Here is a 24,053-nt window from a genome sequence, read left to right as displayed (position 1 = left end):
CGCCTCCGCCTCACTCGTCGCGACTCCGCGGCAGCGCCCTTGACGCGGCCCGGAAGTCCACATATATTTCGTTCGACCGAAAGAAATAACTTGGACACGCTACCACCAGGAGTCCATCATGCGCGTTCTCATCAGCGGCGGGGGGATCGGAGGCCCGGCCCTGGCCGTCGCACTGCACCGGGCCGGCATCGAGGCCCAGGTCTTCGAGGCCCACACCGGACCGGCCACCGCCCTGGGCAGCCACCTGAGCCTGGCACCCAACGGCCTCTCCGTCCTGGACACCCTCGGCCTGCTCGATACCGTCACAGCCGCCGCAGCCTTCCACAGCGACCGCATCGAGTTCCGCAACGGAACCGGACGCCTGCTGGGCGCGCTCGACGACCGCTCCGCACACCAGGGAGAGGACCTGCGCACCATCACGATCACCCGCGGCCTCCTCCAGAAGGCACTCGCCGACGGGGCCGCGGACCACGCAGTCCCCGTCACCTACGGCAAGAGGCTCGTGTCCCACACCGACACCGGCCACGGCGTACGCGTGACCTTCGCAGACGGCAGCACCGCCGAGGGCGACGTCCTCGTCGGCGCCGACGGCATCCACTCCCCCGTGCGGCGCTCCATGGACCCCGCAGCACCCGAACCCGCCTACACCGGGCTCCTCAACCTGGGCGGCCGACTCCCCCCGGGCGCCCTGCCCGCCACCCCGGAGGGCACCACGCGCATGGTGTTCGGCCGCCGGGCCTTCCTCGGCTACCAGACCGGCGCCGAGGGCACCCTCTGGTTCGTCAACCTGCCCCACCCCGAACCGACCGCGGCCGACACCGCACCCGCGCAAGGGTGGAAGGAGCACGTGAAGGGACTGTTCACCGACGAGCAGCCCCACATCGCCGCAGCCCTGGACCAGGCCGAGGAGTCCGCCTTCACCCCGTTGGGCGTGTACGACATCGCCTCGCTGGCGCACTGGACCCGGGGGCGCGTCGCCCTGCTCGGCGACGCCGCCCACGCGATGTCCTCCTCCAGCGGCCAGGGCGCCTCCCAGGCCCTGGAGGACGCACTCGTCCTGGCCATGTGCCTGCGTGACGTGCCCGACCCCGCCGCGGCACTGCGGACCTACGAGCGGCTGCGCCGCGACCGGGTCGAGCGGGTGGTCGCCGAGGGCCGCAGACGCGGCGCGAGCAAGCTCGCGACCAACCGCGTCCAGGTACTCCTGCGCGACCTGTTCCTACCCGTGGTCTTCCGGGTGATCTCCCGGTTCGACCAGCACGCGTGGGTGTTCGAACACCGCATCGACTTCACCGACACCGTGCGCATCCCCGCGGAGCACTGAGGCCCCGCGGGACCACGCCCCGGATCAGCCCCAGAAACCGAAGCTGTACAGCAGACCGTTGGTCGCCGCGACGACGCCCAGGGCCAGCACCGCACCCGTGACGAACGAGGTGCGCAGCGAACGCACCAGGAACTCCAACGACACCAGGTTGTTGAGGATGAAGTAGCCCAGCATCGTCGCGTGCCAGAACGCGTCCATCGTCAACGGCTCGAAGTAGTAGGCGGACCCGGTCCACACGTCCGTCTCGGTGGTGAACCACGCCCACGCCAGCGCCGCGCCGTACCCCAGCGGGATCTGGATCAGCGGCAGGATCAGCAGCGGCAGGAGCTTGACGAATCCCCACAGCCCCGGCTGGTCGGCCCGGCGCGCCTCGGACTGCGCCCTGCGTGCCGCGTCCTGCTCCGCGCGCAGACGGTCGCGGTGCACGCGCTCGGCCTCCTGTTGGCGGCGCTGCTCGGCCCTCTGCTCCTCCATACGGCGCCGCTGGTCCTCCTGCTGGCGCTGCTGCTCCACCGCCAGCCGGCGCTGCTCCTCCTGCTGCCTGCGGCCCTCCTCCTGCCGGCGCTGGTGGGAGCCCGCGTCGGACCGCCGGCCGCGCGGATCACCGTACAGGTCGGCGTAGGGGTCGTCCCCGTCCTGGCGGCCCTGCCCCTGCTGCTGGTACTGGGAGGTGGCCCCCTGCCCGTACTGGGAGGTCGGCTGCCCCGGCTGCTGCTGGGTGGACGGGAACTGCGCCGTGGGCTGGTACCCCTGCTGGCCCGCCCCGGAGGCGGCACCGTGGTCGGCGGCCTGGGTCCCACCCGCCACACGGGTGGCCTGGTCGTCGCCGAACGCCCCCGCGGCGGCGGCCCCGCCCAGAGCCCCGGCCGCACCGCCCAGTGCCGCCGCACCACCCGCCCCGAGCACCTCGGTGCGCTGGTGGCCGCCGGTGACCTGCGGATCCCCCGCCGAGGTGGCGAGCGCCTGGTTGACCTTGGCGACCTGCTCGCGCACACCCGCCATCACCGCGGGCGGCAACCAGGACGCCCCCGGGTGCACGTCACCCAGGTAGTCGAGGATCTCGCCGGGCCCCGGCCGCCCCTGCGGGTCCTTGGACAGGCAGGCCGCGACCAGGTGGCGCAGGCTCTCGGGCACGGCGGACAGGTCGGGTTCACGGCTGATGATGCGCATGACCATGGTGGGCATGTTGCCCTCACCGAAGGGCCCGGTACCCGACGCCGCGAAGGCCAGGACCGCGCCGTAGGCGAACAGGTCACTGGCGGGCGTGAGGTTCTCCCCCTGCACCTGCTCGGGGCTCATGAACCCCGGAGTCCCGATGATCGACTGGGTCGCCGCCGTCCCGTCCGTGGCACGGGCGATACCGAAGTCGATCACCCGGGGCCCGTCCTCGGACAGCAGCACGTTGCCCGGCTTGAAGTCACGATGGATCAGACCGACCCGGTGGATCTCCACGAGCGCCTCGGCCAGACCCGCGGCGAGTACCCGCACACTCGCCTCCGGGAGCGGCCCGTGCGCCTGCACGGCCTCGTCCAGTGGCAGCGAGGGAACATAGGAGGTGACCAGCCACGGCACCTCGTCGTCGGGACCCGCGTCGATGACCGGCGCGGTGAACGCCCCGCTGACCTGGCGGGCCGCGGTCACCTCACGGGCGAAACGCTGGCGGAACGACACGTCCGCGGCCAGGTGCGGGTGGATGCGCTTGATCGCGACGGCCCGGCCGGCGGCCGAACGCCCGAAGAACACCTGCCCCATACCGCCGGCTCCCAGGCGCCCGATCAGCCGGTACCGGCCAACGCGTTCGGGGTCAGTGTTCTCTAGGGGACCCAACGTCCTCATCCTCCGACTCTGCCGCGACTGTCATCCCGCGACTGCGGTCCCGGGATCCCCGCGATCGTAGCCAACACCGAGCGGCGCGCCGACCACGGACCGGCTCCCGCGATCACGGGCACGAACCCCCGCCCACACACGGGAAGGGGCCCAGTCTAGGGGGTGCGACCGACGTGGCACCCCGCCTCGCACCGCCCCGCCCCCGAACCCGGAGCCGCGCTCCCGCCGACCGCGAAGCCCTGCCCCGACCCCGCAGAAAACGCCCCGGCGGACCCGCGAGTTCCCCCCTGGCCGCCACCGGCCAAGTTCCCACCCGGAGTGGCTGCGGCGATCTCCGCGCACCTAGTGTCGTCTACGTCACCCCGGATCAGTCGAAGAGCGTCCCGTGCCCCGGGGACGGGGACGGCCTCCCCCGCCTCCCGGAACGCGGCGGCCGCCACCCGCCCCTCCACCGGGACCCACGTGACCGGAACGGCCACAGGAGAGAATGGAGACCGGTGCGAACTCGCCGGATTCGCCCCTCACGGTCGGCCCGGCCCCGCTACGCTGCGGTCCCCGGTCCGCACGAGGACGAGCACGACACCCCCCACCGCGGCCCCGCCCGCATCCGCCCGCGCACTGCCCCTTTCGGACCGGCCGCTCCCGGACGCACCGCGAGGAAGGGGACGGCCGGCCGTGCCCGCCAGAGCCGCAAGGCCACAGCCGCCAGGAGAGGACCCCACAGCCATGCAGATTCTCGACGCCCTCCGCCTCGACGCCCGGCTGCGCACGGCCCGCAGCCTGTCATGGCTGGCCGCACAGGCAGGCGACCACCCCAGCCGCCTCCTGCACCACCCCTGGCGCGCCAACCCCTACCCCACCTACCGCCGCCTGCGCGCCCAGGGACCCTTCGCCACCAGCAGACTCGGCTTCCGCTCCGCCAACACCTACGAGGCCGTGAGCACGCTGCTGCGCGGCCGGGAGTTCGGGGTGCAGCCACCCGAGCGGATGGCACTGCCCGAGCAGTTCGACATCCTCGACCTGTCCTTCCTCATCCTCGACCCGCCCGACCACACCCGGCTGCGCGCCCTGGCCCGGCCGGCGTTCAGCCCGCGCCGCATGGCCGGGTACCGGGCCGAGATCGAGAAGATCACCCACGAACTCCTCGACACCGCTCTGGCCCGGCGCGACTTCGACCTCATGCGCGACCTCGCCCAACCCCTTCCCATCGCGGTCATCAGCCGCCTCCTGGGCGTCCCGGAGGCGGACGACGAGCAGTTCGTACGGATCGGCCGCGCCATCGGCGGCGCCCTGGACGGGGCCCGCTCAGCACGTCACCTGAGCCGGATCGACGGGGCCGCGGCAGAATTGGACGTGCTGTTCGGACGGCTCATGGCCGAACGGCGCGCCGCCCCCCGCGAAGACGTGATCTCCGCCCTGGTGACCGCGTCCGACGGCGGCGCGCTCACCCCCACCGAACTGCGCACGATGTGCCGGCTGCTGCTGGTCGCCGGGTTCGAGACCACCGTCAACCTGATCGGGAACGGGGTGATGGCCCTGCTGCGCCACCGCGAACAGTGGGAACGCCTGGTGGACGACCCCGGGCTGGCGCCCGGAGCGGTGGAGGAGGTCCTGCGCTTCGACTCACCGGTGCAGATGACCACCAGATGGTCGCACGCCGACACCACCGTGCAGGGACGGCCGATGCGCCCGGGTGACTACGCGATGTGCCTGATCGGCTCGGCCAACCGCGACCCGGAACGGTTCACCGACCCCGACCGGTTCGACATCACCCGCGAGGACGCCTCCGACCACCTGTCCTTCTCCAGCGGCGTCCACTACTGCCTGGGAGCCCCGCTGGCCCGTCTGGAGGGGGAGGTCGCCCTGCGCGCCCTCGCCGAACGGCTCCCGCGCCTGCGGCCCACCGCGCAACCCACCCGCCGCGGCACCACGGTCGTGCGCTCCCTGTCCGGGTTCCCCGTCACCACCGGCTCCTTCTAGGGGTGGGAATGGACGGAATGCACAACGCGACCTCCGGTGGTCGGCGGGCACCCGCCCGGGGCAGGGGAGGGCTGCTGGCCGCCGGGGCCCTGGGCGCGGTGGCCGTCGCGGTCACCGCCGTCCTGGTCGTCGCCCTGCCGCGCGAGGACTCCACCGGTGGCGAACTGCCGGCACTCGCCGACGCGCACGGCATCGGCCTGGGGGTGGCCGTGGCCGTGAACCCCCTGGTCCACGACGACGACTACCAGGACGTGGTCACCGGCAACTACACCTCCGTCACCGCGGAGAACACCATGAAGTGGCAGTACGTGCAGCCGGAACGGTACGAGTTCGACTGGAGCGGGCCCGATGCGGTGGTCGGCTTCGCCGAGCACCACGGCCTCGACGTGCGCGGCCACACCCTGCTGTGGCACAACCAGCAGCCGGCCTGGCTCTCCGAGGGCTCCTGGACCGAAGCAGAGCTGCTCAAGGTGATGCGCGAGCACATGGACGCCCTCCTGGGCCGCTACCAGGGCAGGATCACCACCTGGGACGTCATCAACGAACCCCTCGTGGACGCAGGGCCCCGGCTGCGGGAGAACCTCTGGTACCAGGTCCTGGGCGAGGACTACATCGCCCAGGCCCTGACCATGGCGCACGAGGTGGACCCCGACGCCCGGCTCTACGTCAACGAGTTCGGCATCGAGGGCGCCGGGGACAAGGCCGACGCCCTGTACGACCTGGTGACCGACCTCCTGGACCGCGGCGTGCCCCTGCACGGCATCGGGTTCCAGGGACACTTCGTGCACGGCTCCGTACCCGAGGACATGGCCGACCAGATGCGCCGGTACAGCGACCTCGGCCTGGACGTCACCGTCAGCGAACTCGACGTGCGCCTACCCGAGCCGCCCGGACCCGAGCAGCTGGAGGCCCAGGCCCACGAGTACCAGCGGGTGGTCGAGGCCTGCCTGGACGTGCCCACCTGCGTGAACGTCACGGTGTGGGGCGTCAGCGACCACCACTCGTGGATCCCCGAGTGGTTCCCCGGCTACACCGCGGCCCTGCCCTTCGACGACTCCTACCGCCCCAAGCCCGCCCTCGCCGGCATGGTGCAGGCACTGGAACGGCGCCCGGCCCAACGGCGGCCCGGCCACCGGCCCTGATCCAGGCACCCGCCCGGCCCGGACACACAGGCGCGGCCCGCGAACACCCGCGGGCCGCACCAGAGGGCTCAAAAACTCAGGGGCGACAGGTACTCGGGGACCACGACCCGCGTCCGCGGAGCGACCCTTCGCACCTGCTCCGTGAACTCCTCCACGCTCATCCCCGACCCCGTGCCGTCCTCGGGCGGGTTCACGAGCTCCCGCTCGAAGTTGTCCCAGTGCACGGGCACGACCGTCGCGGGCTTGTCCAGCGCCTCGATGAGCCGGGGCACGTACTCGTGGGTACTGGAGGTCGAGGGCAGCGCGACCATCGCCACGTCCGGCGACAACCCCGCCACCTCCCGCTCCGCGAAGTCGCTGGCGCCCATCAGGAACACCGACGGCCCGGACCCCGGGGTCACCTGGAAGGCGAGGGTGTCGCCCTCGGGCAGGTCCGCGATCGTCGCCGGGGCGTCGGGGACACCGACGCGGATCCCGGGAAAGAGCACCGACCGGGAGGCGTTGCGGCTGTGCAGAGCGGACACGACCTCCACCACGCAGCCGCCGAAGTCCAGGACCTCCCCGCCGCGCACCGGTGACACCTGCCCCGCCGGCACCCCCATCGCCTGGGCGAGATGGTACGTCGTCAGGGTCCCCACGACCCGCGCCCCCGTGGTGGTCGCGATGTGGGGCACGTCGGCGAAGTGGTCCCAGTGGGTGTGTGTCACCAGGATGACCGCGTCCTCCCCGATGTCGGCCGTGTGCTCGTCCACTGTCGCGGGGTCCACCGTCAGCTCCGTCGCCGCGTCGAACTTGCGGTCCGGCGCGAACAGGCCCGTGGAGAACCTGGTGAGGAACGGGTCCACCAGGATCGGCGCCCGGTCCGGCACGTCGATGCGCCAGCCGCTGGTGCCCCACCACCGGAACGTCGCACCCGATCCACCGCCCGAGGGCTCCGCCGAGGCGACCGGGACCGCACCCGCCGCCCCCGACAACAGGGGCGTGATCGCCCCCGCCGCCACAGCGCCCCGCAGGAAACCCCGTCGTCCGATCGCCATGTCCCGGTCCTCTCGCCGTCCCGCTCGTGCGCCCGGCCCCGTTGGACCGAACGGCGCACAGCCAAACACGGGCTCCGAACAGGCGTCCAATAACCGAAGGACCTGCTCCCATAGGCGTTTGCCTATGGGAGCAGGTCCGTCCGCACCACCGGCCGCGCCCCGGCGGCCGATCGCAGCCGATCCACGGCCTCGCGCGCCGCCCGGCCCAACGCCAGGTCCGCCTCCAACCCCGTCCGCCCCGGATCCGGTCCCACCGCGCACACCGCCACGGCGTAGCGCGCACCGTCCGGATACTCCACCACCCCCGCCTCCAGCCGCAGGCCCGGCAACGTCCCGGACTTGGCGCTCACCCGCACCTGGGGCCCGAACCCCGAGGCGATACGGGTGCGCAGCAGCTGACGCGCCATGAGGTCGCGGACGAACGCGCACGCCTCCGGCTGGGCGGCCTCGTCGGTCCACACCCGTTGGAGGAGCAGGGTGAGGTCCGCCGGGGTGCCGGACGTGGCACGCCCCGGAACACCGGCGGGCAGCCCCCCGGGGCCGGCCCCACCGGACCAGCCCTCCTCCAACAGGACCCGCAGCAGGTCACGGGGCCCGCCCGTGAACCGGGTACCGTCCAGCCCCAGTTCGGCCGCGAGCAGATGCACGGGTTCGACGCCGACCCGGTCCACGAGCAGGTCGGCGGCCGTGTTGTCACTGATGGTCATGGCCAGGTGGGCGCAGTCGCGCAGGGACAGCTCGACGTCGTCGGCGAAGTCCGCGGTACCCGAACCGCCGAGGCGGTCCGCGCGCCGCGCCACGACCCGGTCGGTCGGGTCCAGGAGCCCCGCTCCGGCCTGACGGGCGAACTCCAAGACGATGAGGATCTTCGCGACGGAGGCCAGGACGACCGGATCGCCCGCGAGGTGCCCCCACTCGCGGGTTCCGTCGATCTCACGGGCGTGCACGCGCACGGCAGGGGTGTCGGTGGTGGTCACGGCGCCCACGCTAACGGCTTCCGCTAGTGTCTGGCCGTGGATCTCGGACGGCATCTGCGGTACTTCCTGGTGGTGGCACGCGAAGGGCACTTCGGCGAGGCCTCGGTCGAGCTGGGGATCGCCCAGCCGGCCCTGAGCCAGTCGGTACGCCGGCTGGAGGAGGAACTGGGGGTGACCCTCTTCGACCGGTCCCGCCGCCAGGTCGCGCTCACCCCCGCCGGGCGGCTCCTGGTCGCCCAGGCCCGCGACCTCGTCGCGGGCGAGGCCCGGCTCAGGGAGACCATGCGCCGCCTGCGCGACGGCGAACTCGGCACCCTGCGGGCGGCCGTGCGACCCGGCACCCCGGCGACCGCACTGCGCGGCCTGGTCGAGGGGATGGCCGAACACGCCCCCGGACTGGACGTCGACCTGTGCGAGATGTCCGGAACCGAACTGGTGCGCGCCCTGGGTGAGGGAACCGTGGACACCGGGCTCCTGACCGCGCCGTTCGAGGGGTCAGGTCTGGTCGGCGAACCGGTGTGCCAGGAGGAGCTGGGGGCGGCGCTCCCCCGCGGGGAGGCGCCGACACGCCCCGCGACCGTGGCGCTCGCCGACCTGGCGGGCCGCGAACTCGTCCTGTCCACACGCCGTTCGGACCCCGCCTGGTTCGAGCGGGTGCTCGCGGTGTGCCGCGAACACGGGTGGGTCCCCCCGAGAGTGCGGGAGGCCGGGGACACGGGATTCCTGCTGGGCCTGGTGCTGGCCGGCCTCGGAGTGGGGTTGGAGACCGCGGAGGCGACCGCCAGGGAGCCCCGCCTGGCCTGGCGGCGGCTGGAGGGCGCACCCCTGTCCCGGCGCACGGAGGCGGTACGCCCCGCCCGGGACGCCCATCCGGCCGCCCCGGTCTTCGCAGAGGTGGCGGCACGGGTCCTCTCCGGACCGTCCCGCCCGCACGGCCCCCTGGCCGACCGGGACGAGGAACGCCCCTGGTCCCTGGTCTACGGGGGCAGATCCCTCACCCGGCCCCGCTGACGGCCCCGGACACTCCGCCGAACACGCGGAACAGGAGGGGACGCCACACGGGCGGCAGCGACAGGGTCGTGCCGTCCATGATCCGGAGACGACCCCTCTCCATGAGATTGGAATGAAACATCCCTGTATGTCTGGTTAGACCGACAGGGTCTGGAGCAGTGGTGGGCCCCTATACCACCGAGCACCCCACCCGGGAGGGCGAGGCGCACTGCGCGGTGGTGCTGGACGTGTGCTCGCGGCGTGTGGTCGGGTGGGCGATCGATTCCCCGCCCACGCCGGCTCTGACCACGAACGCGCTGGGCATGACCGTCGAAAACCGCGAACCGGGGCCGGAGTTCGGGCCTCGACCTTCGCTCACCGGGCCGAGGAGCCGGGTCCGGTGCCCTCGATGGGGACGACCGGGGACCGCTACGACAACGCGGTCATCGAGTCGTTCCGGTCGCGCATGCAGGTCGAACCGCTGGATCGACCCAGGTGGCGGACCCGGTTGGAGTTGGCGAACGCGATCTTCGAGTACCTGGAGATCTTCCACAACCGTCAGCGCCGGTGCTCGGCGATCGGCTGGCTGACACCCGTAGAGTTCGAGAAGAGACAACCGAGCACCGTGGCCTGAGAACCCAGAAACACAGCTCCACCAAACTCAGTACATGCCAACCAGCCAAGCCGTCATTACTACGGCGCTCCACGATTCGTGGACGAACCACGGTGGGGCTGCCGACCCTTGCGCAGGCCGATCAGCCCCAAAAGGCCGAGCAACCCGAGCAGACCCCAAAGGCCCGAGGTCCCCTCCTCGTTGCTCTCGGTGGGGCTGGCGTCGGCGTTGGTGCCGCCGGCCAGCTCCGTGCCCGAGGCGACGACCGTCCGCTCCGCTACCGTCGTGGCAGCTGAGGCGGATTCGACGGCGAGTGGGGCCGTTACCAGTGCAACGACCAGACCAAATACGAGCAAAATATTTTTCATAACTCCCCCGAAGCCTCGGAAACAGTTTTCGGTTACACCCTTTGGCAGCTTGATCACGAAAGCTCCCTCCTTCCTGTTTCCCTCAAGAAAGAAAGATAAACCCGTTCTCGTGCTGATCAAATGAAAACCCGACGCAAGACATGATGCAACAGCGTACTGCAACGAATGGGTCGCCCGGCTTCATCCACCTTTGCCACTGTTGACTCCAAAGCTGCCAATTTTTTATGTCGGCCTTCTTGCGTGAAAATCGCCGGGATGAGAGCTCATCCCAAAAGCCATGAATGCAGGCGATGCCGAGCACGGCCGGGAAGGTGGTGTTTCGTGCCGGGTACGATGGAGGCTCTCAAACCCAAGAAGGACCCGCGAGGTGTTCGGTATGCGTTAGACCCGTGGTCCCCCACCCCTTCTTCGTCACCACGATCCGACGACGAAGAAGAGGAACCATGCACGAACCGACGTCCCCACCACCTCCGATCACCGTTCCCCGGGCACTGGCACCACTCCTGGACCACAACTTCGGCCCCGAGTGGACCTGTGCCCTGCCCGCGCTGACCGGCCTCCACCTCCGCCGGTGGAACCTGACCCCCACCGGCGCACCCATGCACGGCATGGTCGCCCTCGTGGTCCCGGTACGACGCGCCGACGGCTCCCCAGCAGTCCTCAAGATGCAACCCGTCGACGACGAGACCGAGGGCGAACCCGTGGCTCTGCGCGTCTGGGCGGGCGACGGAGCGGTCCGCCTGCTCGAACACGACCCCGCCACCGGAGCCCTGCTCCTCGAAGCACTCGACCCCGCCCGCACCCTGGAACACGAGCCCCTGGACCGGGCCCTGACCGTCATCGGCGAACTCCTCGCCCGGCTCAACGCACACCCGGGACCGGACGGGGTACGCGGGCTCGCAACCGTGACGCGGTCCCTGGTGCGACGCACCCAACCCTTCCTGGCCGACGAGCGGATCGACGGCCGCGCACGGCGCTCCCTGGCCCGCTGGACGGCGGTCGCCCGGGAGATGGCCTCCGAACCCGGCGACCGGCTCCTGCACTGGGACCTGCACTACGCGAACGTGCTCGCACCCCTGCCCGGCACACGCCCCGACCCCTGGGTGGCCATCGACCCCAAGCCGCTCGTCGGAGACCCCGGGTACGAACTGATGCCGGCCCTGCGCAACAGGTTCGCCGAGGAGGCCGCCCCCGGACGCGCCCCCGCCTCGGTGCGCCGCAGGTTCGACCTGCTGACCGAGGCCGCGGGGATCGACCGGGACCGCGCCCGGGCCTGGACGCTCGTCCGCGCCCTGGAGGACTGCCTGTGGCAGATGGAGGACGGCCGCCACGCGCGGTTCGGCGCCACCAGGGCCGTCGCCGACGCCCTGGCCGGGTGACACACCCGCCGGGTGGCGGGCGCCCGCCACCCGGCGCTGCCCTTCGAAGGCGGCGCACCACCGCACCGATGACGCGGAACACACCTCGTCCCGCTCCCCCGAGCGCCCCGTGGCAGCCGGGTCCGCGGACCGGGCGGGGCAGATCGCACGCTCAGGCGGCGGCGAGCGCCCTGCGGTACTCGGTGGGGCTCATCCCGCGCAGTCGCTTGAACGCCACACTCAGCGCGAACGTGTTCGCGTAGCCCACCCGGCGCGCGATCGAGGCGACCGTGCTGTCACCGCCGCGCAGCAGGTCGGCGGCCCGGGCGATGCGCCACCCGGTCAGGTACGCCATGGGGGGTTCGCCCACCAGCGCCGTGAACCGGCGGGCGAGCGCGGCCCGGGAGACCCCGCAGCCGTCCGCGAGAGCGGCGACCGTCCACGGGCGCTCCGGGGCGTCGTGGAGCAACCGCAGGGCCCTGCCCACCACCGGATCCCCCATGGCGGCGTACCAGGCGGGCGCGTGGGATCCGGGGCGGTCGAACCAGGCCCGCAGGGTGGAGATGAGCAGCAGGTCCAGCAGGCGGTCCAGGACCACCTGCTGCCCGGGTGCCTGGCAGACGACCTCCTCGGCGATCATCGCGGTGACGGGGGCGTGGCACTCGTGGGCGGGGACCACCAGTACGTCGGGAAGGGCGGACAGCAGGCGCCGGCTGACCTCTCCCCCGAGCTCGTAGGAGGCCCCGAGAAGACGGTCCGGCGCCTCGGGGCGGTCCCCGTAGGTGCGCGGACCGAGCAGGGCCCCCTCGTCGAACTCACCGCCGTCGGGGGTGGTGCAAACGTCTGCGGAGTGGACCACACAGGTCGGCCGGGTGCCCGGGTGGTCGGCCACCGTGCACGGCCCGGGGCCCCGCACGATCGCGACGTCCCCGGTGCCCAGCGCGACCGGGTCGCCGCGCTCGGGCACGATCCACCCGCGCCCGCGCACCATGGTGGCCACCCTCAGCGGCGACCTGTTCTGGAACCGCACCGCCCAGGGAGGGGTCATGAGCGACTGGCTGAACAGGGCACCCCGGGCCCGAACTCCGTCCAGCAGGTCAGCAAGAGCATCCATACCGAAACACTAGACGTTGAAACATCGGGATGAGCCTCACAACCATGGATCGTCTCACCCCGCTCCGGTTGACTCAGGGGCATGGCACACACACGGAACATCACGGACACCACCGACAACACGACGCGACGACCGATCCTGGTGGTCGGCGCCACGGGCAAGACCGGCCGGAGGGTGGTCGCCCGACTGCGCGCCGCCGGGCACGAGGTGCGCGCGGCGTCGCGCTCGGGCGAGTGGCCCTTCGACTGGAACGACCGCGCCACGTGGGGCCCCGCCCTGGAGGGTGTGGAAACGGCCTACGTGGTCCCCTTCGACCCCGCCCCGGTCGTGCGGCCGTTCGTCGAGCAGGCGGAGGCTGCGGGACTGCGCAGGATCGTCCTGCTCTCGGGCCGCGGAATCGACGACCCCGACTACCTGCCGGGCGCCGTCCTGACGGGGAACACGCTCGTGGACGCCGAGGACGCGGTCGTCGCCAGCGGCCTGGAGTGGACGCTCCTGCGCCCGGGGTGGTACTCCCAGAACTTCGACGAGGGCTTCCTCGCCGACCTGGTCCGCTCCGGCGAGATGCGCCTTCCCACCGGGGACGGCGCGGCGAGCTTCGTCGACGTCGAGGACATCGCGGAGGTGGCCGTCGCCGCCCTCACCGGGACCGGGCACGCGGGCAGGATCTACGAACTCTCGGGGCCGAGCGCCCTGACCATGGCGGAGGTGGCCGCGGAGATCTCCGCGGCCACCGGGCGGACCGTGGACTACGTCCCGCTGGCCACCGACGAGTTCGTCGCGGAGCTCGTCGGACAGGGTGTCTCCGCCGAGGACGCCGAGGCGTTCGCGATGACGCTCTCCCCCATCCCGCGCGGCAAGGACGCACACCTGTCGGACGGGGTCCGCAGCACCCTGGGGCGTGAGCCCCGCGCCTTCGGTGAGTTCGCAAGGAAGGCTGCTGAGGCAGGAGCCTGGTCGGATGTCGAAGGTGGGAAGGCAGGGGTGGTGAACTACGCGACTGCCACCTTTACGTCGTAGATTTACCATCCGGGGAGATGGAGAGCAGGGCTCCGTCCCCGGAGCCCCTTCCGGCCGATCGCTCCCTGCCCGGGCCCGCGAGCCGGCCCCGCCGGGCGGAGCGGGGGCGGACGGGCCTCAGGACCTCTTGTCGGCGAACGGGCCGCCCTCCCCGAAGGCGAGCGCGGCGAAGCGCTCCCCGACCAGCCGGTGCGTGGCGGCGTCCGGGTGGAGCTCGTCGGGCAGCGGCAGCTCGTCGTAGTCGGCCGCGCCGTAGAGGTCCCGACCGTCCAGGTGGTACAGGTTCGGGTCGTCGGCAGCCCGCTCCCGCACGATGCGGGACAGCTCCTCCCGGATGACGCTGAGCGTCAGCTTCCCGGCGGCGCGCTCCGCCGGGTCCCCGGTGGCCCTGAACCGCAGTTGGCCGCCGCTGAGGCCCTCGGGGTCGAAGGCGCAGGGCCCCGGCGTGTCCTCGTGGATGGGGCAGTAGAGGGCCGAGGCGACCAGGAGCGGCGCGGTCGGATGGCCCTCACGGATGGTGTCGAGGAAACCGTGCACCGCCGGACCGAAGGCGCGCAGGCGCATCAGATCGCTGTTGACCAGGTTGATGCCGATCTTGACGCTGATCAGGTCGGCGGCGGTGTCCCGCATGGCGCGGGCGGTGAACGGGTCGAGCAGGGCGCTGCCGGACAGGCCGAGGTTGACCAGGTCCACGGCGCCCAGGGAGGCGGCGAGGGCGGGCCAGGTGGTGGTCGGGCCGGCGGCATCGGAGCCGTGGCTGATCGAGCTGCCGTGGTGCAGCCACACTCTGCGGCCGCGGTCCGGCAGCGGCTCGACCCGGTCGTCCGCCCGCAGGGCCACCAGCTCGGTGGTCTCGTTGTGCGGAAGCCAGATCTCGACGTCCTTGAGCCGGTCGGGCAGGCCGTCGAAGCGGACGGTGCCGACCGGGCCGGGCCGGAGTTCGGCCGCGCCGGTCATCAGGTCGATGTGCAGGGCGTCACCGTCGGACACGACCGCCCGGTCGGTGAGGCGGCCGTCCACGAGCAGTTCGTACACTCCGTCCGGGCGGGGCGGGGCCCCCTTGTAGACGCGCTTGGTGGCCACGACGTCGAGTTCGACGGCGGTGGCGGCCGTACGCAGGGCCACCCGCACCCCGGAGGGCTGGGACTGCGCCATCAGCAGCTGCGGGTCGGCGCACTGGGCGCGGGCGCGGGCGGGCAGCCGGTGCGGCAGCACGCCGCGTGCGGTGCGCTCCAGGTCGAGGGCTCCCCTCAGGAGGTCGGGGGTGATGGTCGTGGTGGTCCAGGAGTCCTGGGTGTGTGTCATGTCAGCCTGCCGTGGTGTGGGATGTCGGTGGTGGGCCGGGCCCGGCGCGCGGCCCCCGGGAGCACACGCCCGCGAGGGGGCGCGCCCTCCGGGGGCGGCGCGGGTCCGCTGGGGTCCGGACCCGCCCGGCGCGCGGGCGAAGAGTCGGCGGGACGGGCGGCGGCCCGTGGTCAGGGGGCGGGCCAGTTGCGCAGCAGGGCGTCGAGGGCGTCCAGGGTCCGCGTCCAGGTCTCCTGGGTATCGGGAGCGCTGTGGCTGAACCCTCCCCCCATCTCCAGGGTCACGTAGCCGTGGAAGACGCTGCCCAGCAGCCGGACCGCATGGGTCTGGTCCGGTTCGGCCAGGTCGTAGCCGCGCAGGATCGCCCGTGTCATCCGGGCGTGTCTGACGCCGGCGCTGGCGGCCGCCGTCTCCGGGTCGAGTCTGAACTGGGCCGCCTCGTAGCGGCCGGGGTGCTCGCGGGCGTAGTCGCGGTAGACGTTGGCGAGGGCGCTCAGGGCGTCCTTGCCGGCCCGCCCCGCCACGGCCTCGGAGGCCCGGTCGGCGAGTTCCTCCAGGGCGAGCAGGGCGATCCGGGTCCTGAGGTCCTGGGAGTTGCGCACGTGCGAGTACAGGCTCGCGACCTTGACGTCGAACCGCCTGGCCAGCGCCGAGGCGGTCACGTGGTCGAAACCGACCTCGTCGGCCAGATCGGCCCCCGCCCGGGTGAGGCGCTCGGGGGTGAGTCCCGCGCGTGCCATCATGTTTCCTCCGTTCGCCTACGGCAACCTTACTCTTGCCTAAAGCCTTTAGGCAAGTCTCGGTACTCCGAAGGCGGGCAGAAGCGCCTCCGGGGTGATCCGCGCGCGGATCACCCCGGAGGTGGCGCCGTCCCGGACCTGCCCTAGGTCGTGTTTTTTGGATCCTTCCGGGCTCGCGTCCACCAGGCTTCCTCTCGCCGCGCCTCTGCGCTCGTGAAGCACAACCAGGCTGAACTTCGCACATCGTCTTGCGAGAGATCGCCTGGACTGCCGCTCGCCGACCCGAAAACCTCCAAAAAACACTCCCTAGTCGACCACGGTGATACCGAGGGCGCCGAGGATGGCACCCGCCTGGGAGGGGCTGATGGTGGCCCCCCGCAGGTAACCCGCCTGGTCCAGGCCGAGCTCCCCCAGGTCGGCCCCGCGCAGGTCCGCACCGACGAACGCGGCGTTGACCAGGTTGGCGCCGCGCAGGCGCGACTGCGCCCACACCGTCTCGCGCAGGTCGGCACCGGCCAGGTCCGCCTCGTCCAGGCGCAGCCCCTCCAGCGTCTGGCCGCGCAGCGAGATGCCCTTGCAGCGCGCCAGCATCATGTTGCACTGGGCGAAGGTGTAGCCGACACCCCGCAGCGAGGTCAGCCCCGCACCGGTCAGCCGGCACCCCGTGAAGACCGTGTCGGTGAGCAGGGCGCTCTGCCAGCGGGTGTTGGCCAGGTCCATCCGCTCGAAGCGGGTGTCGGCGCACTCCGCCCCGGAGAAGAGTGCGCCCGGAGCCCCTCCCCCCGTGAACCTGGCGCCGTCCAGGGCGGCGCGCTCGAACCGGGCGCCGTCCATCCGGCAGTCGGTGAAGACGGCGTCCACGAGGTCGACGTCCCGCAGGTCGGCGCCGGACAGGTCGCACCGGGTGAACACGCGTGGCGCGGCCGTGGCGTCGGCCAGGACGTCGCGCAGGTCGGACTCGGACAGGTCCGCGTCGGTGGTCTCGGGAGAGGAAGGGTCGGTACTCATCGCGAGGACCCTAGCGGTCGCGTGCGACGGTCCGCGGCCGCCCCGTCCCCCTTCAGTCGCGGAGTTTGAGGGCGAGGAAGAGGTCCACCCTGTGCTCCAGGCTGCTCAGGTCCCGCCCTGTCAGTTCCTCCACCCGCCCGATCCGGTACCGCAGCGTGTTGACGTGGACGTGCATGGCGGCCGCGCAGCGCTGCCAGGACCCCGAGTGGGCGAGGAACCGCTCCAGGGTGGCCACGAGCTCCGATCGGTGGTCGCGGTCATAGGCGATCAGCGGCCCCAGGAGCCGCTCCCGGTAGGAGGACTGGACCTCCTCGGGGACGGAGGCGAGCAGCAGCTCGTGCGAGTCGATCTCGGCGCCGGCGATCACCCTGGACCGGCCGCCCCGCAGCTCGGCCAGGCGGCGGGCGTGGCGTGCCTCCACGGCGGCGCCCCGCAGCTCGGGGATGCCGCGGGCGGCCGAACTCAGGCCGATGGCGAGCCGGTAGTCGAGCAGGCCGCCGTCCAGGACGCGGGCGCGGTGGACCAGCCGGGCGCGGATCTCCTCGGCCCGTGCGCGGGTGTCGGATCCTGCCCCCGTCACCGGGAGGACGGCGAGGGTGTCGGTGTCGCCGGTGACGACGGCCCCGGGGTGGTCGGCGACCAGTTCGGTGACCACCCTCCGGGCCAGGTCGGGAAGGCGGGGCTCGGGCAGCATCACGGCGCTCACGACGACGTGGCCGCCCTCCTCGGCGCCCCTGGCCGTCCCGGTTCCGCGCATCAGCTCGGTGACCTCGTCGAAGCGCTGGGCGGCCAGCAGCCGGGGCAGCCCCTCCAGGTGGCGCGCGTCGGCCAGTGTGCGCTCCTCGGCACGGCTGCGGGCGAGCACCGCGACGGAGACGAGTTCGGCGACCGCCTCGTGCTCCTCCTCTGTCCAGGTGGTGTGGTCGCCCCCGCAGACCATCAGCCACGTGGCGAGGGGGTGGGACTCCTTGGTCTGGACGGGGAGCACGGTCAGGGCCCGGCCCCCCTCCTCGGGCAGGCGGGTGGTGTGCGGAAAGGTCGGCCAGGTCAGCGCCCTGGCGGCGAGCCACTCACGGTCGGCCTCCGGCAGCGGCGCCCCGGATGCGGCGACGTGGCGCCCGGTGGAGGAGATCACCCAGGCGGTCTGCCCCGCCTGCGCGGTGGCCGCGGTGAACGCCTCGGGGAAATCGGCTCCGGCGGCGACCTCGGCCATGAGCCGGCGGTGGCGGTCGCGGGTCTCGGAGATGGTGGTGAAGCGGCGCTGGGTGAGGGAGCGCAGCACCTCCTCGGTGACCGCGCCGAAGGACGTCTGCGCCGGGATCTCCACCAGCGGCAGGTCGTGGGCGATGCAGGCCTCGACCAGGTCGGGAGGAATCTCGCCCAGGGCGGTGCCGGCGCCCAGGGCGACGGCTCCCGCGCTGACCACGGAGGACACGAAGGTCTCCGAGTCCTCGGGGCGGGTACGCCACATCATGCCGGTGAGGACGAACTCCCCGCCGCGCAGGTAGCGGGCCGGTTCGAGCAGATCGGTGGTGTACGCCCACCGCAGGGTGCGGGGCGCGTGCTCCGCACCCGACAGGAACCTCAGGTGCAGCCGCTTGATCGCGAGCAGCTCACTGATCTGCATGAACGTCCTTCTGTACTCGTGCTGGCGAGCCGCTGCCCGCAGTGCGTGGGCGACGGCTGGGAGGATTTCCGAGAACGTCGCTTGTAGGAAACGCCCAACCCTAACCGTTCGTTCCAGGATCACTTCATGTCATCACGTCCTGGTTGGACCCGTCCATCGGTGTTGTACTTCACAACAGCGATGGACCGACCAGGGGTTGCGCGCCCGCCGACGACCTGACGAACCCCGACGACGAGGACCAGCATGGAATTCCTGAGCCCCTCCACACTGGAGGAGGCGCTCGAAGCGAAGAGCGCCCACCCTGACGGGGTGCCCATCATGGGCGGCACCGACGTCATGGTGGAACTCAACTTCGACAAGCGGCGCCCGGCCGCCCTGATCGACCTGACCCGGATCCCCGAACTGTCCGAGTGGGGGGCCGAGGACGGCCGCACCCGTCTCGGGGCGGGTGTGCCCTACACACGGATCATCGAGAACCTGTCCGCTGCGGCACCGGCGCTGGCCAAGGCCTCCCGGTCGGTGGCCTCGCCCCAGATCCGCAACCGGGGGACCGTGGGCGGCAACCTGGGGGGCGCCTCCCCTGCCGGGGAGGCCCACCCGCCGCTGCTGGCCACGGACGCCGTGATCGAGCTGGCGTCGGTACGGGGAAGGCGCCGGGTGCCCGCCCGCGAGTTCTACCTGTCCTTCCGCACGACGGCCCGGCAGGACGACGAGCTGATCACAGCGGTCCTGCTGCCCGCGCCGTCCGGACCCCAGCAGTTCGCCAAGATCGGCACGCGCAACGCGATGGTCATCGCGGTGACCTCGTTCTCCCTGGCCCTGGACGCCGAGCACAGGTCCGTGGGCACCGGCCTGGGTTCGGCGGGCCCCACCCCCCTGCGCGCGGAGGCGGCCGAGGAGTTCCTGGCCGCGGAGTTCGACTGGGAGAACGGCGCACCGCTCCCCGAGGCGGCCGTGCGCCGCTTCGGCGAACTGGTGGCCGCCGCGGCCCGACCCATCGACGACCAGCGGGGCAGCGCGGAGTACCGCAGGCACGCGCTGTCGGTGATGGCGCGTCGCGCGCTGAGCTGGTCCGTCACCGACTACCGGAAGGGAGCCACGCGATGCGCGTGAGTTTCAACGTCAACGGCGAGGACGTGACCGCCGACAACGTGTGGCCGGGTGAGAGCCTGCTGTACGTGCTGCGTGAGCGGTTGGGCCTGCCGGGCAGCAAGAACGCGTGCGAGCAGGGCGAGTGCGGTTCGTGCACGGTCTACTTCGACGGCGTGACGGCGTGCTCGTGCATGATCGCCGCCGGTCAGGCGGAGGGGCGCCGGGTGCGCACCGTGGAGGGTCTGGCGGAGGGCTCCGGCAAGGGCACCGAACGTGAGCTGAACACTGTGCAGGACGCGTTCGTGGAGGCCGGCGCCGTCCAGTGCGGCTTCTGCACGCCGGGCCTGCTCGTGCAGACCGACGACCTGCTGGAGCGCACCGTGGGTGCGGGGCGGCCGGCGCCGGGCGACGCCGAGATCCGGGAGGCGCTGGCGGGCAACCTGTGCCGGTGCACCGGGTACGAGAAGATCATCGAGGCGGTGCACCTGGCGGCGCAGCGCCGGGTCGCGACCGCGGGTCCGGATGCCGGGGGCGGCGCATGAGCGGGACGGACGCGGCGACGGGGACCGGCCGGTCCGTGGTCATCGAGGGTGCGCACGTGGTCACCGTGGACGGGGCGGAGTACGCCGGCGGCCACGTGGTGGTGCGTGAGGGGCGGATCGCCGCCGTGGGCGCCGGTCCGGCGCCCGACGCGCCGGGCGCCGAGCGGGTGGACGGGCGCGGGTGCCTGGTCACGCCGGGCCTGGTGAACACCCACAACCACCTGTACCAGTGGGCGACACAGGGCCTGTTCGCCGACGGCACGCTCTTCGAGTGGCTGGTGGGGTCCTACGAGATCTGGGGCCGGTTGGACGCCGGTGTGGTGTCGGGGACGACCTCGGCCGGGCTCGCGCACCTGGCGCTGTCGGGGTGCACGACCGCCTCCGACCACCACTACATCCACCCGTCCGGGCGCGGCGACATCGTGGCCGCGGAGGTGGAGGCCGCTCGCGAGGTGGGCGTGCGGCTGGACCTGGCCCGGGGGTCGATGGACCGCGGCAAGAGCCAGGGCGGGTTGCCTCCGGACGGCGTCGTGGAGACGCTGGAGGGCGCCCTCGCCGGGACGGCCGCGGCGATCGACGCCTACCACGACCGGGCCGGCGACGCCATGACGCGGGTGGCGGTGGCCCCGTGCTCGCCGTTCTCGGTGTCGCGGGAGCTGATGGTGGAGGGCGCCGCGCTGGCCAGGGACAAGGGGGTGCGGATGCACACCCACCTGGCGGAGACCCTCGACGAGGAGGAGCAGTGCCTGGCCGAGTTCGGGTGCACCCCCGTGGAGTACGCGGAGAAGCTGGGCTGGCTGGGCCCGGACGTGTGGTTCGCGCACGCCGTGCACCTGTCGGACGCGGCGATCGGAAGGATCGCGGCGACAGGCACCGGCATCGCGCACTGCCCCACCTCCAACGCCCGCCTGGGCGCGGGTATCTGCCGTGTCACCGAACTGCTGGACGCGGGTGTCCCGGTCGGTCTGGGCGTGGACGGTCCCGCCTCCAGCGAGTTGACCCCGCTGGCCGGGGAGATGCACCAGGCGCTGCTGATGGCCCGTGCCCGCAGGGGGCCGCAGGCGCTCAGCGCCCGGCAGGCCCTGGAGATGGCCACCCTGGGCGGTGCCAGGGTGCTGGGCCGCGATGCGGAACTGGGCTCGCTGACGGTCGGCAAGCTCGCCGACATCGCCCTGTGGCGGGTGGACGGGTTCGGTTACGACGTCGTCGCCGATCCGGTGGTGGCGGCGGTCTTCGGTCCCACCCCGCCCCTGGAGCGGCTCTGGGTCGGCGGGAACACCGTCGTCGACCGCGGTGAGCTGCGCACCCTGTCCGCCGAGACGGCCGCCGCGCGCGGCCGGGCCGCGCACCGCGCCCTGACCCAGGAGGTGAACCGCTGATGGCGGCGACGACCCGTACAGTGACGGACCTGACCAGCACCACGAAGGACGGGGTGGGCGCGAGCCCGCGGCGCCCCGACGGGACTCTGAAGGTCACCGGCGAGTTCGCGTACTCCTCGGACATGTGGATGGAGGACATGTTGTGGGGGGCGACCCTGCGCAGCCCCCACCCGCACGCGCAGATCCGCGGCATCGACATCACCGAGGCGCTGAAGGTGCCGGGCGTGCACGCCGTGCTCACCCACGAGGACGTTCCCGGCCGGAAGCGCTACGGGCTGGAGTTCGAGGACCAGCCCGTGCTGGCCTTCGACAAGGTGCGCTACAAGGGCGAGCCGGTGGCGGTGGTGGCCGCCGACCACCCGGAGACGGCCCGGCGCGCGATGGAGCGCATCCGGGTGGACTACGCGGTGCTGGCGCCGGTCAGCGACTCCCGGCGCGCGGCGATGGACCCGGACTGCCCCCTGGTGCACGAGGCGGGTTCGCTGCCCGACCACCCCGAGTACAACCAGCGCGGCAACCGGCTGCGCCACCAGCCGATCCGCACGGGGGCGTTCGCGGAGGCGGCCGGGTCGGCCGGCCGCGAGGGCGCGGTGCTGGAGCGGTTGCGGGCCGAGGCCGCCGTGGTGGTGTCCACCGAGTACGAGGTGGGCATGCAGGACCAGGCCTTCCTGGGCCCGGAGTCGGGGATGGCGGTGCCGGCCGAGGACGGCGGGGTGGACCTGTACGTGGCCACCCAGTGGCTGCACGTGGACCAGCGGCAGATCGCCCCGGCCCTGGGGCTGGCGCAGGACAAGGTGCGGCTGACCCTGGCCGGTGTGGGCGGGGCGTTCGGCGCCCGCGAGGACCTGTCCATGCAGATCCACGCGTGCCTGCTGGCACTGCGCACCGGCAAGCCGGTCAAGTTCGTGTACAACCGCGAGGAGTCCTTCTACGGGCACGTGCACAGGCATCCCGCGAAGATGCGCTACGAGCACGGCGCCACGTCCGACGGAAGGCTGCTGTACGCGACGGCGGAGGTCGTCGTGGACGGCGGCGCCTACGCGTCGGCCACCCCCGCTGTGGTGGGTGTGGCCTCCTCGCTGGGCATCGGCCCCTACGAGGTGCCCAACGTGCTGGTGGACGCCTACGGCGTGTACACCAACAACCCGCCCTGCGGCGCGATGCGCGGGTTCGGCGCCGTGCAGGCGTGCTTCGCCTACGAGTCGCAGATGGACAAGCTGGCGGACGGGCTGGGTCTGCACCCGGTGGACCTGCGGATCCGGAACGCCATGTCGCAGGGCTCGCGGCTCATCACGGGCCAGGAGATCGACATGCCGCTGCCCATGGTGGAGATGCTGGAGCGCTGCCGCGACCTGCCGATGCCGCCCGGGCGGGAGGCACTGGCGGACCCCGGTGACCTGCGCACCCTGCCGGGCGGGGTGGCGGGCACCACGCGCGGCGAGGGCGTGGTGCGCGGTGTGGGCTACGGGGTGGGGTTGAAGAACCTGTGCTTCTCGGAGGGTTTCGACGACTACTCCACCGCCCGGGTGCGGCTGGAGGTCGTGGCCGGTGAGCCCGTGGTGATGGTGCACACCGCCGCGGCCGAGGTCGGCCAGGGGCTGGTGACGGTCAAGGGGCAGATCGCCCGGACCGAGCTGGGTGTGGAGAAGGTCGTCATCCATCCCTCCGACACCCAGGTGGGCTCGGCCGGGTCCTCCTCCGCCTCGCGCCAGTCGTACATGACGGGCGGCGCCGTCAAGACGGCCTGCGCGTCGGTGCGCGCCGCGGTGTTCGGGCTGGCCCGCGAGCGCGGGTTCGTGCCCGAGGGCCTGGCGGACACCGAGCTGGCCCTGTCCGGCGGCAAGGTGGTGTCGGCGACGGCCGGCGCGCTGGTGTCCCTGGCGGACCTGCTCGGCGAGGCCGGTCAGGGCGGTGCGGTGGTCGAGGAGACCCGCGAGTTCCACCACCGGCCCACCGAGATGCTCGACCCGCAGCTGGGGCAGGGGGACTCCCACACCCAGTTCGGGATGTGCGTCCACCGCGCCGTGGTGGACGTGGACGTGGACCTTGGCCTGGTGAAGGTGGTGGCCCTGGACGCGGTGCAGGACGTCGGCAGGGCGATGCATCCGCAGCAGCTGGTCGGTCAGATCCAGGGCGGGTCCGCCCAGGGCCTCGGTCTGGCGCTGATGGAGGAGATCCTGGTCGAGGACGGCGTGATCCGCAATCCGTCGTTCACCGACTACCTGATCCCGACGATCCTGGACACGCCGCCGATGCGGATCGAGGTCCTGGAGCACCCGGACCCGCACGCGCCGTACGGGCTGCGTGGCGCGGGTGAGCCGCCGACCCTGTCGTCGACCCCGGCGGTCGTGGCGGCGGTGCGCGCCGCCACGGGCCGCCCGCTGACGCACGCGCCGGTGCGCCCGGAGGACATCGTGGGCATCGACCTGTAGCCCGCCGGGGCGCGGTGGGCGGGGAGCCCCGCCGCGCCCCCGTGGTCCCTGTTCCCGCTCCCCGTTCCTTCCGGGTTGCGCGGCGCGGAGGCCGCGGCCGGTCGACGCCCAGGACACCGCCGTCCTGGAGCCGACCCTCAAGTGACTACTACGAGTAGCACCCCCCTCACCCAAGGTG

General features: G+C 72.5%; 20 protein-coding genes. 11 read left to right on the top strand and 9 right to left on the bottom strand.

The features are described 5' to 3' along the window. The first annotated feature begins 118 nt into the window (after positions 1–118). Positions 119–1,324, top strand: a complete 1,206-nt coding sequence (locus ACFWTE_RS04230) for an FAD-dependent oxidoreductase (protein WP_378777872.1) — start codon at positions 119–121, stop codon at positions 1,322–1,324. 24 nt (positions 1,325–1,348) lie between these two features. Here ACFWTE_RS04230 and ACFWTE_RS04225 read toward each other — a convergent pair whose 3' ends face one another. After that, positions 1,349–3,160, bottom strand: a complete 1,812-nt coding sequence (locus tag ACFWTE_RS04225; RefSeq protein WP_378777871.1) for a serine/threonine protein kinase — start codon at positions 3,158–3,160, stop codon at positions 1,349–1,351. A 717-nt stretch (positions 3,161–3,877) separates the two neighbouring features. Here ACFWTE_RS04225 and ACFWTE_RS04220 point away from each other — a divergent pair. Then, complete coding sequence (locus tag ACFWTE_RS04220; RefSeq protein WP_378777870.1) at positions 3,878–5,131, top strand: cytochrome P450; 1,254 nt, start codon at positions 3,878–3,880, stop codon at positions 5,129–5,131. Between the two features lie 17 nt (positions 5,132–5,148). After that, entirely contained in the window at positions 5,149–6,273 is a 1,125-nt protein-coding gene (locus ACFWTE_RS04215) for an endo-1,4-beta-xylanase (protein ID WP_378777894.1), read from the top strand. 68 nt (positions 6,274–6,341) lie between these two features. Here the strand turns inward: ACFWTE_RS04215 and ACFWTE_RS04210 are convergent, their stop codons facing one another. Both ACFWTE_RS04210 and ACFWTE_RS04205 read right to left on the bottom strand, forming a co-directional pair. Then, positions 6,342–7,310 (bottom strand): MBL fold metallo-hydrolase, encoded by a 969-nt coding sequence (locus ACFWTE_RS04210; protein ID WP_378777869.1) that lies wholly within the window; start codon positions 7,308–7,310, stop codon positions 6,342–6,344. Positions 7,311–7,432: 122 nt separating this feature from the next. Continuing rightward, the gene (locus ACFWTE_RS04205; RefSeq protein WP_378777867.1) at positions 7,433–8,287 is read right to left on the bottom strand and encodes a serine hydrolase; all 855 of its coding nucleotides are present in this window, start codon (positions 8,285–8,287) and stop codon (positions 7,433–7,435) included. Between the two features lie 36 nt (positions 8,288–8,323). On the opposite strand from ACFWTE_RS04205, the gene ACFWTE_RS04200 reads away from it, so the two are divergent. Together ACFWTE_RS04200 and ACFWTE_RS04195 are read left to right on the top strand one after the other, a co-directional pair. Beyond that, complete coding sequence (locus tag ACFWTE_RS04200) at positions 8,324–9,298, top strand: LysR family transcriptional regulator (protein WP_378777865.1); 975 nt, start codon at positions 8,324–8,326, stop codon at positions 9,296–9,298. Between the two features lie 388 nt (positions 9,299–9,686). Continuing rightward, the gene (locus ACFWTE_RS04195; RefSeq protein ID WP_378777893.1) at positions 9,687–9,911 is read left to right on the top strand and encodes an integrase core domain-containing protein; all 225 of its coding nucleotides are present in this window, start codon (positions 9,687–9,689) and stop codon (positions 9,909–9,911) included. Positions 9,912–9,970: 59 nt separating this feature from the next. Here ACFWTE_RS04195 and ACFWTE_RS04190 read toward each other — a convergent pair whose 3' ends face one another. Further along, positions 9,971–10,315 carry a WGxxGxxG family protein gene (locus tag ACFWTE_RS04190; RefSeq protein WP_378777863.1) on the bottom strand — a complete coding sequence of 115 codons (345 nt, stop codon included), beginning with the start codon at positions 10,313–10,315 and terminating at the stop codon, positions 9,971–9,973. A 386-nt stretch (positions 10,316–10,701) separates the two neighbouring features. On the opposite strand from ACFWTE_RS04190, the gene ACFWTE_RS04185 reads away from it, so the two are divergent. Then, positions 10,702–11,637, top strand: coding sequence for an aminoglycoside phosphotransferase family protein (locus ACFWTE_RS04185; protein ID WP_378777861.1), 936 nt, complete (start codon positions 10,702–10,704; stop codon positions 11,635–11,637). A gap of 151 nt (positions 11,638–11,788) precedes the next feature. On the opposite strand, the gene ACFWTE_RS04180 is transcribed toward ACFWTE_RS04185, so the two are convergent. After that, positions 11,789–12,730 carry an AraC family transcriptional regulator gene (locus ACFWTE_RS04180; RefSeq protein WP_378777859.1) on the bottom strand — a complete coding sequence of 314 codons (942 nt, stop codon included), beginning with the start codon at positions 12,728–12,730 and terminating at the stop codon, positions 11,789–11,791. A gap of 81 nt (positions 12,731–12,811) precedes the next feature. Between ACFWTE_RS04180 and ACFWTE_RS04175 the strand changes: the two genes are divergently transcribed. Then, on the top strand, positions 12,812–13,750 hold the full coding sequence (locus ACFWTE_RS04175; RefSeq protein ID WP_378777857.1) for an NAD(P)H-binding protein: 939 nt from the start codon (positions 12,812–12,814) through the stop codon (positions 13,748–13,750). A gap of 117 nt (positions 13,751–13,867) precedes the next feature. On the opposite strand, the gene ACFWTE_RS04170 is transcribed toward ACFWTE_RS04175, so the two are convergent. The 4 genes from ACFWTE_RS04170 to ACFWTE_RS04155 all read right to left on the bottom strand — a co-directional run bounded on the left by ACFWTE_RS04170 (position 13,868) and on the right by ACFWTE_RS04155 (position 18,430). Beyond that, positions 13,868–15,055, bottom strand: coding sequence for a GDSL-type esterase/lipase family protein (locus tag ACFWTE_RS04170; RefSeq protein WP_378777855.1), 1,188 nt, complete (start codon positions 15,053–15,055; stop codon positions 13,868–13,870). Positions 15,056–15,225: 170 nt separating this feature from the next. Further along, positions 15,226–15,795 carry a TetR/AcrR family transcriptional regulator gene (locus ACFWTE_RS04165; protein WP_378777853.1) on the bottom strand — a complete coding sequence of 190 codons (570 nt, stop codon included), beginning with the start codon at positions 15,793–15,795 and terminating at the stop codon, positions 15,226–15,228. A 306-nt stretch (positions 15,796–16,101) separates the two neighbouring features. Next, entirely contained in the window at positions 16,102–16,803 is a 702-nt protein-coding gene (locus ACFWTE_RS04160; RefSeq protein WP_378777851.1) for a pentapeptide repeat-containing protein, read from the bottom strand. Positions 16,804–16,855: 52 nt separating this feature from the next. Further along, positions 16,856–18,430 carry a PucR family transcriptional regulator gene (locus ACFWTE_RS04155; protein WP_378777849.1) on the bottom strand — a complete coding sequence of 525 codons (1,575 nt, stop codon included), beginning with the start codon at positions 18,428–18,430 and terminating at the stop codon, positions 16,856–16,858. Between the two features lie 243 nt (positions 18,431–18,673). Between ACFWTE_RS04155 and ACFWTE_RS04150 the strand changes: the two genes are divergently transcribed. Genes ACFWTE_RS04150 through ACFWTE_RS04135 form a run of 4 tightly spaced genes read left to right on the top strand, consistent with a single transcriptional unit; the run spans position 18,674 to position 23,875 of the window. Beyond that, positions 18,674–19,543: an FAD binding domain-containing protein gene (locus ACFWTE_RS04150; RefSeq protein ID WP_378777847.1), complete on the top strand. Its 870-nt coding sequence runs from the start codon at positions 18,674–18,676 to the stop codon at positions 19,541–19,543. Beyond that, positions 19,534–20,064 carry a (2Fe-2S)-binding protein gene (locus tag ACFWTE_RS04145; RefSeq protein WP_378777845.1) on the top strand — a complete coding sequence of 177 codons (531 nt, stop codon included), beginning with the start codon at positions 19,534–19,536 and terminating at the stop codon, positions 20,062–20,064. The genes ACFWTE_RS04150 and ACFWTE_RS04145 overlap by 10 nt, the downstream gene beginning before the upstream one ends. Next, the gene (locus tag ACFWTE_RS04140; RefSeq protein ID WP_378777843.1) at positions 20,061–21,443 is read left to right on the top strand and encodes an 8-oxoguanine deaminase; all 1,383 of its coding nucleotides are present in this window, start codon (positions 20,061–20,063) and stop codon (positions 21,441–21,443) included. Before ACFWTE_RS04145 ends, ACFWTE_RS04140 begins: the two co-directional genes overlap by 4 nt. Then, positions 21,443–23,875: a molybdopterin cofactor-binding domain-containing protein gene (locus tag ACFWTE_RS04135; RefSeq protein ID WP_378777840.1), complete on the top strand. Its 2,433-nt coding sequence runs from the start codon at positions 21,443–21,445 to the stop codon at positions 23,873–23,875. Before ACFWTE_RS04140 ends, ACFWTE_RS04135 begins: the two co-directional genes overlap by 1 nt. Positions 23,876–24,053: the final 178 nt, after the last annotated feature.

It is taken from the genome of Nocardiopsis sp. NPDC058631 (assembly GCF_042716955.1).
Lineage (GTDB): Bacteria > Actinomycetota > Actinomycetes > Streptosporangiales > Streptosporangiaceae > Nocardiopsis.
This window is presented reverse-complemented; position numbering and strand designations above follow the sequence as displayed.

Excerpts from the sequence above, each read along its gene's own strand:
- ACFWTE_RS04230 (WP_378777872.1), top strand. The coding sequence starts at position 119 with ATGCGCGTTCTCATCAGCGGCGGGGGGATCGGAGGCCCGGCCCTGGCC.
- ACFWTE_RS04140 (WP_378777843.1), top strand. The coding sequence starts at position 20,061 with ATGAGCGGGACGGACGCGGCGACGGGGACCGGCCGGTCCGTGGTCATC.
- ACFWTE_RS04155 (WP_378777849.1), bottom strand. The coding sequence starts at position 18,430 with ATGCAGATCAGTGAGCTGCTCGCGATCAAGCGGCTGCACCTGAGGTTC.
- ACFWTE_RS04210 (WP_378777869.1), bottom strand. The coding sequence starts at position 7,310 with ATGGCGATCGGACGACGGGGTTTCCTGCGGGGCGCTGTGGCGGCGGGG.
- ACFWTE_RS04165 (WP_378777853.1), bottom strand. The coding sequence starts at position 15,795 with ATGGCACGCGCGGGACTCACCCCCGAGCGCCTCACCCGGGCGGGGGCC.
- ACFWTE_RS04175 (WP_378777857.1), top strand. The coding sequence starts at position 12,812 with ATGGCACACACACGGAACATCACGGACACCACCGACAACACGACGCGA.
- ACFWTE_RS04195 (WP_378777893.1), top strand. The coding sequence starts at position 9,687 with ATGGGGACGACCGGGGACCGCTACGACAACGCGGTCATCGAGTCGTTC.
- ACFWTE_RS04170 (WP_378777855.1), bottom strand. The coding sequence starts at position 15,055 with ATGACACACACCCAGGACTCCTGGACCACCACGACCATCACCCCCGAC.
- ACFWTE_RS04150 (WP_378777847.1), top strand. The coding sequence starts at position 18,674 with ATGGAATTCCTGAGCCCCTCCACACTGGAGGAGGCGCTCGAAGCGAAG.
- ACFWTE_RS04185 (WP_378777861.1), top strand. The coding sequence starts at position 10,702 with ATGCACGAACCGACGTCCCCACCACCTCCGATCACCGTTCCCCGGGCA.
- ACFWTE_RS04160 (WP_378777851.1), bottom strand. The coding sequence starts at position 16,803 with ATGAGTACCGACCCTTCCTCTCCCGAGACCACCGACGCGGACCTGTCC.
- ACFWTE_RS04225 (WP_378777871.1), bottom strand. The coding sequence starts at position 3,160 with ATGAGGACGTTGGGTCCCCTAGAGAACACTGACCCCGAACGCGTTGGC.
- ACFWTE_RS04145 (WP_378777845.1), top strand. The coding sequence starts at position 19,534 with ATGCGCGTGAGTTTCAACGTCAACGGCGAGGACGTGACCGCCGACAAC.
- ACFWTE_RS04220 (WP_378777870.1), top strand. The coding sequence starts at position 3,878 with ATGCAGATTCTCGACGCCCTCCGCCTCGACGCCCGGCTGCGCACGGCC.
- ACFWTE_RS04215 (WP_378777894.1), top strand. The coding sequence starts at position 5,149 with ATGCACAACGCGACCTCCGGTGGTCGGCGGGCACCCGCCCGGGGCAGG.
- ACFWTE_RS04180 (WP_378777859.1), bottom strand. The coding sequence starts at position 12,730 with ATGGATGCTCTTGCTGACCTGCTGGACGGAGTTCGGGCCCGGGGTGCC.
- ACFWTE_RS04135 (WP_378777840.1), top strand. The coding sequence starts at position 21,443 with ATGGCGGCGACGACCCGTACAGTGACGGACCTGACCAGCACCACGAAG.